Genomic DNA, 15,490 nt, shown 5'->3' on the forward strand with positions numbered 1-15,490 from the left:
TCCTAAAACACCAGATCTACGCCAAAGGTGATGGATTTACTATCACCTGCTACCATCAAACCGTCGTAACCATTGTCTTCCACATCATCATACTGCAGTTTAAACGCTGCAGAGCTGTGAAAGTCGTAGCGAAAACCGATGCTGGTGGTGTTGTGTACCTCACCGTCACTATCAAAATCGGCATAGGAGATATAAGGCGTGACATTGTTTAGGCGGTAGCCCAGCGACACCATATAGGTATCAAACTTACTGCCGTCCAGATCTAGCTGGTTTAACTCTGACAGTAGTACCAGATTGTTGTAGTCAATATTGACAGAGATACCGGCAAACTTGCCACGTCGTTCAAACTCACCATCCCATTCTACCCGCTCGGTGATACCATTTACCGTTTGATAGCGCTCATTAACGTAGGTCATGTATGTCAGGCGGATATCCAGCCAGTCCCGGTTAAAACTGACTACCCCGCCGACAATATCTTTCCAGATTTCACGTACCGGATTAGTGCCAAAGAACTGCGACAACAGTTTGTTTTCCTTGTCATCTTCACGTCCGGTATACAAATTACCACTGACATCCCAACTGCCTAGCTGGGTATTAAACAGTGCATTAATGCCGGTGTAATTAAAGATCTGCCAGGTGTAGTTGTCGGCCGGCGGCCGCAACCACAGGTAGGCATAGCCAACATCAAAAAAGTCTGAATAGTAGTAAAGTGGCAAACGCTTCTTACCGGCTTGCAAGGTCCAGGTGTCGTTCAGCTGATATGACACATACGCCCATTCAAAACGGGCATCAAAATCATCTGCGCCGCGTGCCACGATCTGGCCGGTTACCGACAAGCCTTCCGATAAGTCGGCTGACACCTGCAAACCTATACGGCTATCCGGCTTAAATGACCATTCTTCTTCATATACCCCTACCTGCGGGTAATTGGCCAAAAACGTCGGCGGTAAGCCAAACGCTTCGACACCGTCGCCGCTCATGACCCGGCCACCGGCAACGGTGGCAAAGCCTGAGATATTGACGTCGGCACTGACTGTCAGCGGTAGTAACAACATCATGCCCGGTAAATTGCTTAATATTATTCTTTTCATACAAGCTCCTTGTTCTGATGCCAAAAGGTCGCGACACCTTTTGCTAAACATAGTTCAGTAAAGCCGGCCTTGCCGGAAAACAGCAAGAAATCATCAAACTCTGCGCCATTTCGCAGTAAAGTCGGTAAAAGTGGCTTTTGTCACCAGGGTGCAGCTGCTAGCATAGACTTACAGCAAACACAGCTATAGTTCTTATGCCGCAAGCCCAACAAATCGCTGAAATTATTTTAAAAGGTTTTCGCCGTCACTTTGGTTTATTTCAGGCAATTACCGCCAAAGCCAAGCAACGTTTTGAACTGGCCGACTGGCGTGCTTTTCAGCAAGATAGTTCAGACCGTATTTCTTTTTACGATCAACGGGTTACCGAGGCCATTGCCCATCTGGCCAGAGAGCTGCCAACCCAGTGTTTAAACGAAGCGCTGTGGCAGCAGGTGAAGCAGCATTATATGGCGTTTCTGGCTTTCCACCCGCAAGCAGAGCTGGCAGAAACCTTTTACAACTCGGTATTTTGCCAGTTGTTTGAGCGTAAATACTTTCATAACCAGAATATTTTTGTTGAATCTACCCTGAGCAAACAACATTTACCGGCCCCTATTGCCTCGGTGTACGACAGCTACTTTCCTGCGCAGGACGGCTTAAAACAAACTATCCGTAACATTGTCTCCGGCTTTGGTTTTATTACGCCTTTTATTAACCTGGACCGCGATATCCGCTTAATCGTAAAAAGTTTTATGGCGCAGTCCAGCCATGGCCGCCATCCGGTGTACCAAATTCGTTTTGATATTTTAAAGTCGGTATTTTACCGCAATAAGGCCGCCTATATTGTTGGTCGCGCCGTCACACCAGATGGTCAGCAGCCATTTATTATTCCGTTGTTACACCGCGAAGGCGCCGGTTTGTATATCGATACTCTGGTTACCGATGCTAAACAAATGACGATAATTTTTGGCTTTTCCCGCGCCTATTTTATGGTGGCGACCCAGGTGCCGTCCTCGTTGGTGCACTTTTTACGCGAACTGCTACCGCATAAAACCCTGGCAGAACTTTACGCCAGTATTGGCTTGCATAAACAAGGTAAAACCGAGTTTTACCGCGAATTGCTCAGCCATCTGGATAAAAGCAATGATCTCTTTGTCGCCGCGCCCGGCACCCGCGGCATGGTGATGATGGTATTTACCCTGCCTTCTTTTCCTTATGTGTTTAAAGTTATCCGCGATAAGTTCGCTCCCAGTAAAGAATTTGGCCGCGACACCGTTAAAGCCCGCTACTTATTGGTGAAAAAACATGACCGGGTTGGCCGGATGGCCGACACCCTGGAATACTCTTATGTGGCATTGCCGAAAAACCGTTTTTCGGCCGAGTTGCTCGAAGAGCTGCAGCAGGCCATCGGTGGTTCGCTTAGCTTCGAAGATGATTTAGTCGTAATTAAGCACCTGTATATAGAGCGACGCATGATTCCGCTGAATTTGTATCTGGAGCATGCCTCAAATGAAGAAAAAGCCCATATTATGGACGATTATGGCCAGGCCATTAAACAAATGCTGGCAGCGAATATTTTTCCCGGCGATATGCTGCTGAAAAATTTTGGTGTAACCCGGCACAAGCGGGTGGTGTTTTACGACTACGACGAAGTGCAGTATATGCTGGATGTCAATTTCAGAAGCTTTCCAAAAACCGACAATTATGAAGACGCCATGTTTGCCGAAGGCACGGTTTGTGCTGCGCCCGGCGATGTGTTCCCTGAGCAAATGGCTACCTTTGTCACCCCCCAGCCAGACATTCGCCAGTTATTGTTTAGTAAGCACCCTGAATTGCTCGATGCCGCTTACTGGCGGCAAAAGCAGCAGAATATCCGCGATGGCGTGGTAGAAGATATCTTTCCGTACCCGGATGAAATCCGTTTTTATCATCATTATCAGGATGAAACTGTTAAACCATGAAAATATACGTTGACGCCGATGCCTGCCCGGTAGTGATTAAAGAGATTATTTTCCGCGCGGCCGAGCGCAAACAGATCAGCACCCTACTGGTAGCTAATCAACTGATAAGGGTGCCACCATCAAAGTTTATCTCGGCCATTACGGTCTCCAGCGGCTTTGATGAAGCTGACAACGAGATAGTACGCCGCTGCCAGGCCGGTGATTTAGTCATTACTGCCGATATCCCGCTGGCTGCTGAGGTATTGGCCAAGGGTGGCTTTGCACTAAACCCGCGTGGAGAGCTGTACAGTAACGATACCATTAAACAGAAACTGACGATGCGTGATTTTATGGACACCCTGCGCGGCAGCGGTGTGCATACCGGTGGCCCACCACCGCTGAACCAGAGTGATCGCCAGGCCTTTGCCAATCAGTTAGACACGCTGTTGCAACGATATACTACACCCTGAAGCGTCCAACCTGGCTGTTAACCATTTGCACCAGGCTACGAACACGGCTGCCGTCGTTACCGGTTTCCCGGGCAATATCAGACAATTCAGTCGCATTCTGACTAATGCCATTTACCGTCTGATTAACATGTTCAGCGACCGTCGACTGTTGCTCTGTCGCTGCTGCAATCTGCATCGCCATATCATTAATGTTGGCTATGCCTGCCACTATGTTATCCAGATAAGTGCTGGCTGACTCCGCATGTTGCTCGGTTTGCGCCACCTGACTCTTGGCATTGTTCATCGCAGAAACGGCCTGACTAACACCATTTTGCAATCTGCTAATCATGTCATGAATATCTTTGGTGGATTGCTGAGTCCTGGATGCCAGCGTACGCACCTCATCAGCAACAACGGCAAAGCCACGACCGGCATCACCTGCCCGTGCGGCTTCAATGGCCGCATTAAGCGCCAGCAGGTTAGTTTGTTCGGCAATACCACCGATAACTTCAAGCACTGAGACAATATTACGGCTTTCTACCTCTAAATTGCTGATAGCCTCTACAACCCGCTCGATATCCCGTGCTAACACACTGATTTGCTGCATAGATTGCCGGATAACCTTACCCGAGCTGTCCGCGGCGCTGTTGGCTTCTTCGGTTGCACCGCTGGTTAAAGACGCATTACCGGCTATTTCCTGTACCGCATGTTGCATTTGGTGTATCGCCGTCAGCACCTGCTCAATGTGGGTTGTTTGTTCGCCCGCTTTGTTGCTGGTCAGTTCGGTTTTTGCCGCAATATTGGCCGAAGCCTGTTCCAGCTCGGTCAGTTGCTGTTGGATCTCCCGTATCATCACTTGTAATGTGGAAATAAAGTCATTGGTTTTCTGTGCAACATCGCCAATTTCATTGCTGCCACTCACTGGTAACCGGCGGGTAAGATCGCCACCAACACTGGCCAGCTCACTGACCATGCTTTTTAATTGTGTGAGCGGTTTTACAATCAGATTTGGGCTAAACACTATAGTGACAATAGCAATGGCTACCGCAATTACCATTAATAAAATGGTCAGTGTTTTTTGCTGACTAACATAAGCGGATAATTCCTCGCCCAGCGCAATAGCACGCGCATCAATGCGCTCACCTAAGCCGTTATATTCATCACGCAAGGTTGAAAAAGCGGCGCTTTCGCTGCCCTCAATCAATACACGCGCTTGTTGGGTGTTGCCCTGCTGCGCATATTGCATGGCTTGTTTTGCCAAGTTCTGCCAATTATTAAACACTTTAGTAAATTCACTATCAGCCATGGTGCGGACATCATGTTGGCGCACCAGGGTGGCAGCTGTTTGCATCCGCTGCAGTGCCTGCTGCACATTGTCATCAAAGTCTTTTTTCATCTCAGCAACCGGCCGGCCTTCTGCGCTTAACAATACATATTCACGCATCGCCAATTCAGCCTGATACAAATCTCTATCTGCGTTTAATACTGCCGTAGTAGCGGGCGTCAGGCTGGTAATAGCAATATCAGTTTGTGCTATCACGCCATTGACGGTGATCAGGCTTTTTATTCCAACAATGGCAATCAAAACTGACAACAAAACAATGGGCAATGCGATTTGTAATTTAACAGACAAATTTTTCAGGCTGCTCATAACTGCTCTCGTCCATAGATAGGAATAATGTTGGTTGTACTTACATACTCAGTAGTTAGCATAGTTGAGATTTTTGCAGTTGCCGCCACAGTTTTCATTTTACGGTGTTGAATGAAAAGCACATTCGGTGCTAAACCTTAGCTAAACTTTAACGAAGGCAGAATTAGCAAAGCCTACACCGAGGCGGGCTTTTTTCATCCTGAGGTGGCCAACTGGACTTTGCTTAATCCTTTGTCAGAGCAGACCAGGCACTAAGCTGAAAACGGCTGGTAAAACGATGTACTTCGCCACTGACAGGATCGGTAAAGGCCAGGGTTTTGGCCAGTAATTGCAATGGCTTACTAAACTCTATTGCCTGTTTTGGCAGTAGCTGCGGATAATACTTGTCATGCAGAATTGGCATGCCCAATGACAGCATATGTAAGCGCAACTGATGGGTTTTGCCCGTATGTGGCGTCAGCTGAAATAAGCCAACACCATCACGCCGCTGTGATAATACGATATCAGAGACGGCATTTACCGCCCCTGGTACTATGGCATTAATAAAACGCGGCTGGCTCTTCTCTATGCGGTTAGCAATATGCCAGCTTAGCGGCAAACTGCCCGCCTGTGCCTCTGTTGTTAAACGGGCTACGGCCTGATACTGCTTTTGCACAGCGCCAGAGCTAAATAACTGATAATAATCTGCCCGGCTTTGTGCATTAAGCGAAAACAACACCAGCCCGGCCGTTTCGCGATCCAGCCGGTGCACCGCCACTATATCGTCAATACCGGTGTCGCGTTTTAGCCGCGCCAGTAAGCACTCATTAACGTATTCACCGCCTGGCGTCACCGGCAAAAAATGCGGTTTATCGGCCACGATAATATGCTGGTCCTGATACAGGATATGGTGTGCAAAAGGAATCACCGGCTCAGCAGCGACTTCACGGTAATAACACAGCCTCTTGCTGGGTAAAAAGGGCGTATGTTCGGTAATCGCCTCGCCATTAAACCAGTGCACTTTGCCTGTTGCAATGCGCGTCCGCCAGGTGTCTTCATCAATAAACGGAAAGTGGTTACAAAGAAACTGTAACACTGTATGCCAGCCGTTATTAACGGCAGGCAGAGTAATTTCAGAGGCTTGGCGGGCTATCGACACGGTACTTCCCGGCAGAAAAATCTGCGCGCAGTGTAGCATAAAAGCGGCTACAATAGCGGCCCAAAACTACAAAGTGGCTTTTACACAGCGACATGTCAGATACAAATTCGGTGCTGAATTTACGCATACAAGAACTGGCCAAAGCCACCCGGGTGTTTAACGCCCGTGGCAGTAAAGTTAAACGCTGTGAGCAGTGCTTATTGCCCGCCACTGACTGCATCTGCGCCAGCAAACCCCGTGTCAGCAGTCACAGCGCTTTTTGTTTTATTATGTACACCGGCGAGTGCTATAAGCCGAGTAACACCGGCCGCATTATTGCTGATGTAATTGCGGATAATCATGCCTTTGTCTGGGACAGAACCCGACCTGATGCCACCCTGTTGGCGTTGCTGGCCAACCCAGACTACGCGCCGATACTAGTGTTTCCGCAGCAATACGCCGAAGCTGAGCGCTGTATTAACAGCCCGCTTGAGCTGGTTGCTGTGCAAAATGGCAAAATGCCGCTGTTTATTATGCTGGACGGCACCTGGCGTGAGGCAAAAAAAATGTTTAAAAGCCCCTATCTGGCAACACTGCCGGTGCTGGGCATTCAACCCGAGCAAAGCTCACGTTATCAGCTACGCGAAGCCGCGCATTTACATCAGCTGTGCACCGCTGAAGTGGCGATTGAAGTACTGAAACTCGCTAACGACAATGCCGCGGCAGACGCCCTGGCCGAGTACTTTGCAGTATTTCGCCGCGCTTATATCGTTGGAAAACCCCACCTTAACTTTACTGAATCAGCAGAGTCATCTGCCTAGGATCTGATATGCGTAACGTAATACTAAGTAAACCGGCGGTTGAACTGTATAAAATTTTAAAGTTTGAGGGCTTATTCGGCAGTGGTGGCGAAGCTAAAGCAGCGATAGATGCCGGTTTGATAAAAGTAAATGGCGAAGTAGAAACCCGTAAACGCCGGCAAATTAACGCTGGTGATGTTATTGACTGTCATGGCGAGCAACTGCAGATACAATTGGCTTAATCCACGCCCGGCTGCTGGCTGAGAAACGCCGCCAGCTGCTGACACAACCATAGTGGATCATCCAGCGCCAAATCGTGCCCAGCCCAGGGGTGCTGAATATGCGGTACCTGCCAATGGTTGGCTAGATCGGTTGCACACTGCGGGCTAACCAGTTTGTCGCCCAAACTGCTTAAGATCAACACCGGACAGCGCGGTGCCGGCGTTACCCTAAACCGGCTGGCGGCCCATAGCTGGCGCAGCGCATTGCCTGTGCTGACCGGACATTGTTGTTGCCATAACTGCCACTTAGCCAGCATATCAGCGTGTGACGACGCTGCCGCACTGGTTAACCGCAAAATAAGCTGCTCACGCTGGGCAGCAGTTAGCAGCATACTGCCAAGTAACGGCAGATAATTCTGCCAGCGTAAACGGCGGTAAAACGGCGATAGCGGCCGGGCACTGCTGTTAATTAAAGTGAGTGATGCTACTTCGCGAGGATATTGGGTTGCCCAATCTGCCGCCAGCATAGCCCCCAGTGATAATGCCACTAAATGTACCTTGCCGTAAAACAGCGGGCTTTGCTGTAATTGTGCCCGTATCGATTGACGCAAAGCGCTGATACTGCACGGCGAGCGCTGCTGCCACAGCTGGCCTGTACCGGCAAAGTCAAAACTCAGTACCGGGTTAGCGAGCTGTTGCGCCAGCATTGGCCGCAATTGCCCCCAGTGCCGTTGCTCACGGGTCAGGCCGCGGATCAACAATACCGGTACTGCGCTGGCTAATACCATAGCTGCTCTGCCTCGGCATGTAATTCTGCTTTATCCGCCAGCGGCAACCACCGCTGGTATGACATCGTAGAATTAATTAAAAAGTTAATTAAAATCAAATGGCTGCGCAGCACCCGCTTGACACGGTGCGGCTTTACCGGATGAAACATACCGAGGCTGGATAACAGCTGAAACGGATTTTTGCGCACCCAGTTCCAGGATCCCATCTCTAGTGTTAACGGCAGCATAGTGGTGTGATGCTCAAGCGATAAATCGTACAGATAATCCCAAAGATCGCCATGACACAGATAGTGTTGTGATTGCGGTTCAAAAATATAATTCTGATGCGGGTAAGCCTGAAACAACAACTGCCGCAACCGGGCCATTTCAGCCAGATGTGCAATTGGCTGACGCCGGCTTTTGGCATAGGGAAACCAGATCCGATCAGTGCGGCCAAAACCGGAATGACAATCCAGTACCTGGGAAAATGGCCGGTTAAACAGCTCACGCGTCACAAAGTTAACCAACGCCTGGCTTTCAATTTCCAGCTTATCCGTGCGGCCACGATGCCAGGGCAGCACCCGGCTAATACGCTGGCCGCCTACCAGCCAGGCCGCCCCCTCAAGACACTCGACCGGTGCATTGCGCATCAGATCCACGCTGTTGCCATTGGCCCGCCAGCCATTGGCCATACCAGCGGGGTTTAGCAGCGGAATAAAATAAATACAGCACTGCTCAAGCGTATGCTGCAGGCACAAGTCCCAGGGCAAACGCTGCAATAGGGTTTGTAAATAGGCCAGCACCACCTGAGTACCAATGCGCTCCAGCCCATGCACGCCGCCCACCAGCAAAACGGCAGGTTTATCTGCTGCGGTATTGCCCAGCGTTAACGCATACAGCGGCAGCCGCTGCGCCATATGCGGTACTTGCGCCAGTACCTCCACCTTTAGCTCAGCCGGGGCTGTCATCAGCAGCTGCTCCAGCTGTGCCAGCTCCGGCAATGTATCCTGCAACTGCACACCCTCTCCTGGCCAGGCTCAATGACACTGGTATGACAGCTTAGCCTATCCGGCTTGACGGAAAATGGCAGTTTTATGAAGATTTACCCCGGATTTTCATCCGGTTATCCTGCCATGGCAGCAAAAACGCTGCTGTCACTTATACTCAGATGCAGTTAAGCCGTTGGGGTCAGATATGCCGTTTGTTAGCTTGCAATCGTTATTACGCTTTAATCTGTATTACTGGCTGGCCATTTTTTCGCTGGGCCTGCTTAGCTCCTGGCATGGTGCTGTTTTGCATGACAAACCTTATGAGTGGCGTTATCTGCCGATGATGCTGGCCAGTGATCTGGTTGCGATGCTAATGACAGCCATACTGGTGATCTGGACGTATCAGCGGTTGTTACAACATACCTTTAGTAACTGGCAACTATTGCCCGGCGTGGCCCTGTTGGCAGCACTTTACATACCGGCAGAAAACGCTTTCTGGCTGCTGCTGTGGGACAAAGAGATTGTCGATATTCGTATGCTGATAGGTAATCTGGATACGTCAGTACTGGCGTTTTTTGTCTGGACCGCCTGCTATCTCACGGTATTACTGCACCAAAAACAACTGCAGCGGCTGGCACAAACCAGTGAACTGAGTCAAAAAATCCAGCAGTTGGAGCTACAGGCGCTAAGCCATCAGCTTAATCCACATTTTACCTTTAATGCGTTAAATTCTGTCTGTGCCCTGCTAGAGGCACAACGCTATGATGACGCTGAAACCATGTCAGAACAACTGGCGACCTTTTTGCGCTATTCCCTGAGCAAGTCACCCGACAGCCTGGTACAACTGGCCGATGAACTGGCTGCCATTAACGCCTACCTGCAACTGCAAAAAACCCGTTTTGGTGACAAATTAAAAGTAGACTGGCAAATTGATGACAGCTTAAAACACCAGCGTATTCCTGCTTTACTGTTGCAGCCACTGGTTGAAAACGCCATCAAATATGCCGTAGCCACCAACAAACAAGGCGCCACTATTACCATCGGCGGTGTACGCGAACACAACAGCCTGCATTTGTGTGTCAGTGACGATGGGCCTGGCTCACAGTTACAGACAAACTGCGGCGGCGCCGGCGTCGGGCTGGATAATATCCGTAACCGGCTGCGTCAGCACTTTGGTGAGCAGGCCAGTTTAGCCATCGGCGCCAGCCCGCATGGTTTTAAAGTTGATATCTGTTTACCATGGCAAACCGCATGAGCAACATAGCTCAGCAGCAAGGGTTAGCCCGTTTCTGGTATTGGCATCTGCTGTACTGGCTAAGTTATTTGCTGGTGAAGTACACGCATCTGGTCATTTTGGTGCCGCTGCAGGATGAAGCCGCCTGGCCGTATTTAGCCATCTACAGTCTGGTCACAATGATTAATCTGACGGTAACCGGCCTGCTCGGACAACATGAATTACTGCAGCCACGTCCGCTACTGCAGCAACTTAAACGGCTGCTGTTGGTGCTGCTGCCGCTGTGGCTGGCGATGGTGGTGCTGCGGCAATACCTGGTGCTAACCTATGCCTCTGATACATTGCAGAATGTCAGCTCAGTGCTGAAGTACTTTCTGGCGTTTTCCTTGGTGCTGTTGCCGCTGGCAGGCTGGTTGGCTGTATTTATGCTGATTAAAACCAATCAGTTACACTATGCCAGTGTGCTACAACAACAACAGCTGGCAAAGCAGGCCCGTCAGGCCAGATTAAAAGTACTGCGCTATCAGTTAAATCCGCACTTTATGTTTAACACCCTCAATGCGCTTAATTCGCTGATTGTGCAGCGCAGTGGCGCGGCAGCAGAGCAACTGATTGAGCATTTATCTACTTACCTGCGCCATTCGTTAAAAAACCAACAGGACGAATTTATTCCGTTGCAGCACGAGCTAGATGCATTGGCCGCCTATCTGGCGATACAGCAAGTGCGCTTTGGTTCGCGGTTACAGCTGAACTGGCAATTGCCTGCGCAGTTGCCCGCATTACAATTTCCGCCCTTACTGCTACAGCCGCTGGCAGAAAATGCCATTCAACACAGCGTAGCAGAACACGCTGGTGATATTTGTTTGCAGATCAGTGTTGCGCTGGTCTCCGACAATCTGATCATTACGCTGGCACAGCAAGGTGCCGATGCGCACGCTGGCTGGCCCGATCCCCGGCAACCGGCTAATCTGATTAATCTGGCCGAACGGCTGCAACTGCTGTTTGGCGCTGCCGCCGGCTTAACGCTCAGCCACAGCGCCAGCGGCTTTTACAGCCAGTTACGTATAGCAATGGAGGTATTGCATGACAGCCGCACTTAAGGTGGTTATTGCTGACGATGAGCCATTGGCAATTAGCAATCTGAAAGCCAAACTGGCGGTCTATCCAAATCTGCAAATAGTGGATTGTTTTGACAATGGCGATGACACCCTGCAGTTTTTACAAACGGCCGCCGACATTGACATCGTGTTTCTCGATATTCAGATGCCCGGCATTAAAGGTATCGATATTCTGCAGCAAGCAGGTAAAAGCTCTGCGATGAGCAAACCGTTGTTTATTCTGGTGACGGCCTATGAGCAGTTTGCCTTCCCGGCGTTTGAACACTTTGCGTTTGACTATTTACTCAAACCGGTATCGCGCCAACGTCTGGCGCAAACGCTGCTGGACGCCCGCACCGCACTGGATAAGCAACCCGATCAGCCACTTGCCCCGCCAGTAAATAAACTCACCTTTAAAACCGGTGGTTCAACCTTATTGCTCGATGACATTGAGATTATGCTGATTGAAGCTGCTGGCAACTATATGTGTATTCATACTTTGCATGAAACCCTGATCATCCGTGAAACAATGAAAGAGTTGTTACAGCGCCTGCCAAAACAATTTGTCCAGGTACACCGCTCCACTTTACTTAACCTGCATCATGTCCATAAGTTACAACCGCATAATAACGATTATGAATTTACCCTGACTGACGGTAAAAAGGTCAATGCTTCACGCCGCTATAAGCTGAACTGGGCCGACCAACTGAGCGCTTTGCCGCAAAATTAAGCCACCGTTAGTCACTATCTGGCGCCGCCTTATCACTTAGTAACAACGGCGCCACCTCTTAACCCAATGCGACTGCAACAGCAGGCCATGACTGCCAGAATACTGTTATGGCAAACGCCATAGTTCCAGTAACAGAGGACAGCATCATGAAAACCGCACTTTTATTCGCAGTATCTCTGGCCAGTGCCAGTATGGCAGTACCGGCTTTTGCCGGCGATTATCAAAAAAACAGCTACCTGTACAACGCCTTGGTACAAGTTTGTACTGAAACGGCGGCAGATGACCGCTTAGGCTTGCATAAAACGTTAAAGTCGTACCATATCCGTAAGCAGGATGCGGTAGAGAAAATTGTTTGTAATGGTCAGCAACTGATGGACTTTGCCCGCGCTAACCAGGCGGTTAAAGTCACCCGCATGCTGCAACCTTATGAAGACCGCATCAAAGGCCGGGTCAGTATTCAGGATATCGCTGCGGCGGCAAATTAACCGCCAGCACCTTAGGACAGGTTACGGGACAGCAGGACACTGCTTGTCCCGTAATATTTTTCAGTTGGCTGCGGTATCCAATACGGCAAAATGCTTGACTAAGTCATCTACCGCTTTCATTTGTTGCAAATAGGGCTCCAGTTTGGCCAGCGGCAACGCACAAGGACCATCGCATTTGGCCTGATTCGGGTCCGGGTGCGCTTCAATAAACAACCCCGCCAGCCCCAGCGCCATACCAGAACGGGCTAATTGCGCTGCCTGAGCGCGGCGACCATCGGCAGAGCTTTCTCGCCCGCCAGGTTTTTGCAGCGCGTGGGTGGCGTCGAAGATCACCGGACCGTACTGCTTCATTTCATCCATGCCCAGCATGTCAACCACCAGGTTGTTGTAACCAAAGCAGCTGCCGCGTTCGCACAATAATACCTGCTCATTACCGGCTTCTTTAAACTTGGTAATTATATGGCGCATTTCATGCGGCGCTAAAAACTGTGGTTTTTTTACATTAATAACAGCACCAGTTTTGGCCATAGCGACAACTAAGTCAGTCTGGCGGGCCAGGAAAGCCGGCAGCTGGATCACGTCAACCACTTCGGCCACCGGCGCAGCCTGATAAGGCTCATGAACATCAGTGATTAGCGGCACATTGAAGGTGCGCTTAATTTCTTCGAAGATTTTTAAGCCCTCGTCCAGCCCCGGGCCACGGTAAGAGTGTACTGACGAGCGGTTAGCTTTATCAAAGGACGCTTTAAACACATAAGGAATACCCAGCTTTGTAGTTACCTCAACATAGTGTTCAGCAATGCGCATGGCCAGATCACGCGATTCCAGCACATTCATGCCACCAAACAGCACGAAGGGTAAATGATTGGCGACCGGTATACCGGCAACATTAATGGTGTCAGTGCTCATGTTCAATCCAGAAAAACAGCAGTTAATATTAAACCGGTAAAAATACCGGCTGTTTGGTCATCGCAACCCGCAGTGCCAGCCCCAGCCAACCCAAGGCGCCAAGAAAACACAACCAGCGGATCATAGCCGTGCGGCCACGAAATGCCATCACCGCCAGGGCGATATAAGCCAGCACAGCGAGAAACTTCTCGGTAAGCCAGGCATTTACAAACGGATATTGCTGTAAGGTGAGCATCAGCATCAGGGCGCTGAGCAGCAGCAAGGTATCAATAACATGCGGCGCAATTTTAAAGAACTTATGCTGCAGCAAAGCAGCAGGCTTTAAACTCATCGCAAAACGAATTAACAGAAAACTGACACTGAGCACCACCATCAACAGGTGAATATGCTTATAGGCCATATACATAAATTTATCCTTTTTCGTAATAAAACAGCCAGCGTAAGCTGGCTGCGGTTAGTCTTCGCTGTCCGGGTATTTTTGCAGTATTGCCTCCAGTTTGTCGACCCGCTGCTTAAATATTTCTACCAGCTTAGGGTCAAACTGCTTGCCAGACTCATTGTCGATATGGGCCATAACCTGTTCTAAACTCCAGGCTGATTTATAACAGCGCCGGTGGCGTAAGGCGTCATAAACATCCGCCAGTGCAGCAATACGACCATAAATATGAATGTCTTCGCCTTTTTTACCGGCAGGGTAGCCCGTGCCATCCCATTTTTCATGGTGGTCCTGTGCAATAACGGCACCGGCCTGAATAATACTGCGTTTGGAGTTTTTTAAAATTTCATAGCCGATACTGGCGTGGGTTTTCATCACTTCCCACTCCTGGCCCTGTAACTTGGCAGGCTTATTTAAAATACCATCAGGTATGCCGACCTTGCCAACATCGTGCAAAGGCGCAGCAAACATCAGCCGTTCAGCTTCTTCTTCTTCCAGGCCATAGGCTTTGGCCAGCTCATAACAAATAAAAGCCACACGCTTTACATGGTTACCGGTTTCGATAGAGCGATGCTCGACGGCTTCACTTAAGCGGTAAACAATTTCACGCTGGGTGTCTTCAATTTCATGCTGCAATTGCACGTTTTCGTAGGCAATCTGTACATTTTGCGAGAACAGCTCAATCAGTTTTTTCTGGCTGTCAGTCATAACGCCTGGTAAGCCAGAAATATACAGCAAGGAGCCATGGGTAAATTTACTGGTGCAATACGCCACCAAATAATTATCCCGGTACACTATACCGCGTGATTTTAGTGCAACCTCAAAGGCTTCAAGTAACTCTGGCGCCAGTACTTCCTGCACCGGTTTACCTTCCTGGCGTTCAAACTCGCCCTGGCCGGCAAATACCACCAGCTTATGCGGATCAGACACCTCGCCGCTGATATTACCCGCGACCATCGACGAGCTGACCAGCAACGCATTTTCATCACAGCCCAAAATTGACGTCAGTTGCTGCAACACGCCATCAATAAACTGCTCCATCGAGTGCGATGAAAACAAATCGGCCGAGGCATTAATAATTTTCTCTAAGCCCTGCCGACTTTGCTCCAGGGACAAAATATCGCGGTATGAACGCAGACTGGACATAATCACGGTAAATAACTTTTGCGCGGTAAGTTCGGTTTTAGATTTGTAGTCATTAATATCGTAATTAATAATGACCTGCCGCTCCGGCGCTTGCCCCGGCTGGCCGGTGCGCAAAATAATACGCACGTGGTCATTGTGCAACTGCTCACGGATATAACGGGCCACCAATAAACCGGCATCGTCGGTTTCCATTACCACGTCCAGCAGCATAATGGCGGCGTCAGGATGTTGCTCGATAAGCTGTTTCGCTTCAGCACCGGAATAGGCACTAAAAAAACTCAGGTTTTTGCCCTGAAAGGTAAAATCGCTCAGTGCCAGCTTGGTAACGGCATGGACTTCCGGTTCATCATCAACAATCAGAATCTTCCAGCTGCCATGCAGTGTTTGCTCAACCTGTTCCGGCTCTTCAGCAAATAAAAAATCATCAGTCATTCACTTCTTCCTTGGCT

The 15,490-nt window shown here is 49.6% G+C and carries 16 protein-coding genes; 8 read left to right on the forward strand and 8 right to left on the reverse strand.

The annotated features are described in order from the left end of the window. Positions 1–2 precede the first annotated feature (2 nt). Positions 3–1,091 (reverse strand): porin, encoded by a 1,089-nt coding sequence (locus EYB30_RS06050; protein WP_206674576.1) that lies wholly within the window; start codon positions 1,089–1,091, stop codon positions 3–5. Positions 1,092–1,285: 194 nt separating this feature from the next. Here EYB30_RS06050 and aceK point away from each other — a divergent pair, with 194 nt between their 5' ends. Together aceK and EYB30_RS06060 are read left to right on the forward strand one after the other, a co-directional pair. Beyond that, the gene (aceK, locus tag EYB30_RS06055) at positions 1,286–3,031 is read left to right on the forward strand and encodes a bifunctional isocitrate dehydrogenase kinase/phosphatase (protein WP_166838015.1); all 1,746 of its coding nucleotides are present in this window, start codon (positions 1,286–1,288) and stop codon (positions 3,029–3,031) included. Beyond that, a complete protein-coding gene (locus EYB30_RS06060; RefSeq protein ID WP_166838016.1) occupies positions 3,028–3,480 on the forward strand; it encodes a YaiI/YqxD family protein in 453 nt (150 codons plus the stop codon). The genes aceK and EYB30_RS06060 overlap by 4 nt, the downstream gene beginning before the upstream one ends. On the opposite strand, the gene EYB30_RS06065 is transcribed toward EYB30_RS06060, so the two are convergent. Both EYB30_RS06065 and EYB30_RS06070 read right to left on the reverse strand, forming a co-directional pair. Beyond that, positions 3,470–5,110: a methyl-accepting chemotaxis protein gene (locus tag EYB30_RS06065; protein ID WP_166838017.1), complete on the reverse strand. Its 1,641-nt coding sequence runs from the start codon at positions 5,108–5,110 to the stop codon at positions 3,470–3,472. The two genes, EYB30_RS06060 and EYB30_RS06065, sit on opposite strands and share 11 nt — an antisense overlap. Before the next feature lie 223 nt (positions 5,111–5,333). Continuing rightward, positions 5,334–6,185, reverse strand: a complete 852-nt coding sequence (locus tag EYB30_RS06070) for a pseudouridine synthase (protein ID WP_241697975.1) — start codon at positions 6,183–6,185, stop codon at positions 5,334–5,336. A gap of 155 nt (positions 6,186–6,340) precedes the next feature. On the opposite strand from EYB30_RS06070, the gene EYB30_RS06075 reads away from it, so the two are divergent. Both EYB30_RS06075 and EYB30_RS06080 read left to right on the forward strand, forming a co-directional pair. Next, complete coding sequence (locus tag EYB30_RS06075; RefSeq protein WP_166838019.1) at positions 6,341–7,048, forward strand: tRNA-uridine aminocarboxypropyltransferase; 708 nt, start codon at positions 6,341–6,343, stop codon at positions 7,046–7,048. A gap of 8 nt (positions 7,049–7,056) precedes the next feature. Next, a complete protein-coding gene (locus EYB30_RS06080) occupies positions 7,057–7,269 on the forward strand; it encodes an RNA-binding S4 domain-containing protein (protein WP_166838020.1) in 213 nt (70 codons plus the stop codon). On the opposite strand, the gene EYB30_RS06085 is transcribed toward EYB30_RS06080, so the two are convergent. Continuing rightward, complete coding sequence (locus tag EYB30_RS06085; protein ID WP_166838021.1) at positions 7,266–8,036, reverse strand: alpha/beta fold hydrolase; 771 nt, start codon at positions 8,034–8,036, stop codon at positions 7,266–7,268. The genes EYB30_RS06080 and EYB30_RS06085 overlap by 4 nt on opposite strands. Continuing rightward, positions 8,027–9,034, reverse strand: coding sequence for a M14 family zinc carboxypeptidase (locus tag EYB30_RS06090; protein WP_241697976.1), 1,008 nt, complete (start codon positions 9,032–9,034; stop codon positions 8,027–8,029). Before EYB30_RS06090 ends, EYB30_RS06085 begins: the two co-directional genes overlap by 10 nt. A gap of 175 nt (positions 9,035–9,209) precedes the next feature. Between EYB30_RS06090 and EYB30_RS06095 the strand changes: the two genes are divergently transcribed. The 4 genes from EYB30_RS06095 to EYB30_RS06110 all read left to right on the forward strand — a co-directional run bounded on the left by EYB30_RS06095 (position 9,210) and on the right by EYB30_RS06110 (position 12,550). Next, the gene (locus tag EYB30_RS06095) at positions 9,210–10,259 is read left to right on the forward strand and encodes a sensor histidine kinase (protein ID WP_166838022.1); all 1,050 of its coding nucleotides are present in this window, start codon (positions 9,210–9,212) and stop codon (positions 10,257–10,259) included. Continuing rightward, complete coding sequence (locus EYB30_RS06100; RefSeq protein ID WP_166838023.1) at positions 10,256–11,338, forward strand: sensor histidine kinase; 1,083 nt, start codon at positions 10,256–10,258, stop codon at positions 11,336–11,338. Before EYB30_RS06095 ends, EYB30_RS06100 begins: the two co-directional genes overlap by 4 nt. Further along, positions 11,322–12,065: a LytR/AlgR family response regulator transcription factor gene (locus EYB30_RS06105; protein ID WP_166838024.1), complete on the forward strand. Its 744-nt coding sequence runs from the start codon at positions 11,322–11,324 to the stop codon at positions 12,063–12,065. Before EYB30_RS06100 ends, EYB30_RS06105 begins: the two co-directional genes overlap by 17 nt. 146 nt (positions 12,066–12,211) lie before the next feature. Further along, a complete protein-coding gene (locus EYB30_RS06110; RefSeq protein WP_166838025.1) occupies positions 12,212–12,550 on the forward strand; it encodes a DUF3718 domain-containing protein in 339 nt (112 codons plus the stop codon). A 60-nt stretch (positions 12,551–12,610) separates the two neighbouring features. On the opposite strand, the gene kdsA is transcribed toward EYB30_RS06110, so the two are convergent. Genes kdsA through EYB30_RS06125 form a run of 3 tightly spaced genes read right to left on the reverse strand, consistent with a single transcriptional unit; the run spans position 12,611 to position 15,473 of the window. Then, on the reverse strand, positions 12,611–13,459 hold the full coding sequence (gene kdsA, locus EYB30_RS06115; RefSeq protein WP_166838026.1) for a 3-deoxy-8-phosphooctulonate synthase: 849 nt from the start codon (positions 13,457–13,459) through the stop codon (positions 12,611–12,613). A 28-nt stretch (positions 13,460–13,487) separates the two neighbouring features. Continuing rightward, the gene (locus EYB30_RS06120) at positions 13,488–13,865 is read right to left on the reverse strand and encodes a SirB2 family protein (protein WP_166838027.1); all 378 of its coding nucleotides are present in this window, start codon (positions 13,863–13,865) and stop codon (positions 13,488–13,490) included. A gap of 48 nt (positions 13,866–13,913) precedes the next feature. Beyond that, positions 13,914–15,473, reverse strand: coding sequence for a response regulator (locus EYB30_RS06125; protein WP_166838028.1), 1,560 nt, complete (start codon positions 15,471–15,473; stop codon positions 13,914–13,916). Positions 15,474–15,490: the final 17 nt, after the last annotated feature.

The organism is Rheinheimera pleomorphica, from assembly GCF_011634895.1.
Taxonomy (GTDB): Bacteria; Pseudomonadota; Gammaproteobacteria; order Enterobacterales; family Alteromonadaceae; genus Alishewanella; species Alishewanella pleomorphica.

Bases quoted from the DNA above. Each gene is read 5' to 3' on its own strand.
- EYB30_RS06075 (WP_166838019.1), top strand. From the start codon at position 6,341: ATGTCAGATACAAATTCGGTGCTGAATTTACGCATACAAGAACTGGCC.
- aceK (WP_166838015.1), top strand. From the start codon at position 1,286: ATGCCGCAAGCCCAACAAATCGCTGAAATTATTTTAAAAGGTTTTCGC.
- EYB30_RS06120 (WP_166838027.1), bottom strand. From the start codon at position 13,865: ATGTATATGGCCTATAAGCATATTCACCTGTTGATGGTGGTGCTCAGT.
- EYB30_RS06100 (WP_166838023.1), top strand. From the start codon at position 10,256: ATGAGCAACATAGCTCAGCAGCAAGGGTTAGCCCGTTTCTGGTATTGG.
- EYB30_RS06080 (WP_166838020.1), top strand. From the start codon at position 7,057: ATGCGTAACGTAATACTAAGTAAACCGGCGGTTGAACTGTATAAAATT.
- EYB30_RS06105 (WP_166838024.1), top strand. From the start codon at position 11,322: ATGACAGCCGCACTTAAGGTGGTTATTGCTGACGATGAGCCATTGGCA.
- EYB30_RS06065 (WP_166838017.1), bottom strand. From the start codon at position 5,110: ATGAGCAGCCTGAAAAATTTGTCTGTTAAATTACAAATCGCATTGCCC.
- EYB30_RS06110 (WP_166838025.1), top strand. From the start codon at position 12,212: ATGAAAACCGCACTTTTATTCGCAGTATCTCTGGCCAGTGCCAGTATG.
- EYB30_RS06060 (WP_166838016.1), top strand. From the start codon at position 3,028: ATGAAAATATACGTTGACGCCGATGCCTGCCCGGTAGTGATTAAAGAG.
- kdsA (WP_166838026.1), bottom strand. From the start codon at position 13,459: ATGAGCACTGACACCATTAATGTTGCCGGTATACCGGTCGCCAATCAT.
- EYB30_RS06095 (WP_166838022.1), top strand. From the start codon at position 9,210: ATGCCGTTTGTTAGCTTGCAATCGTTATTACGCTTTAATCTGTATTAC.
- EYB30_RS06050 (WP_206674576.1), bottom strand. From the start codon at position 1,091: ATGAAAAGAATAATATTAAGCAATTTACCGGGCATGATGTTGTTACTA.
- EYB30_RS06085 (WP_166838021.1), bottom strand. From the start codon at position 8,036: ATGGTATTAGCCAGCGCAGTACCGGTATTGTTGATCCGCGGCCTGACC.
- EYB30_RS06125 (WP_166838028.1), bottom strand. From the start codon at position 15,473: ATGACTGATGATTTTTTATTTGCTGAAGAGCCGGAACAGGTTGAGCAA.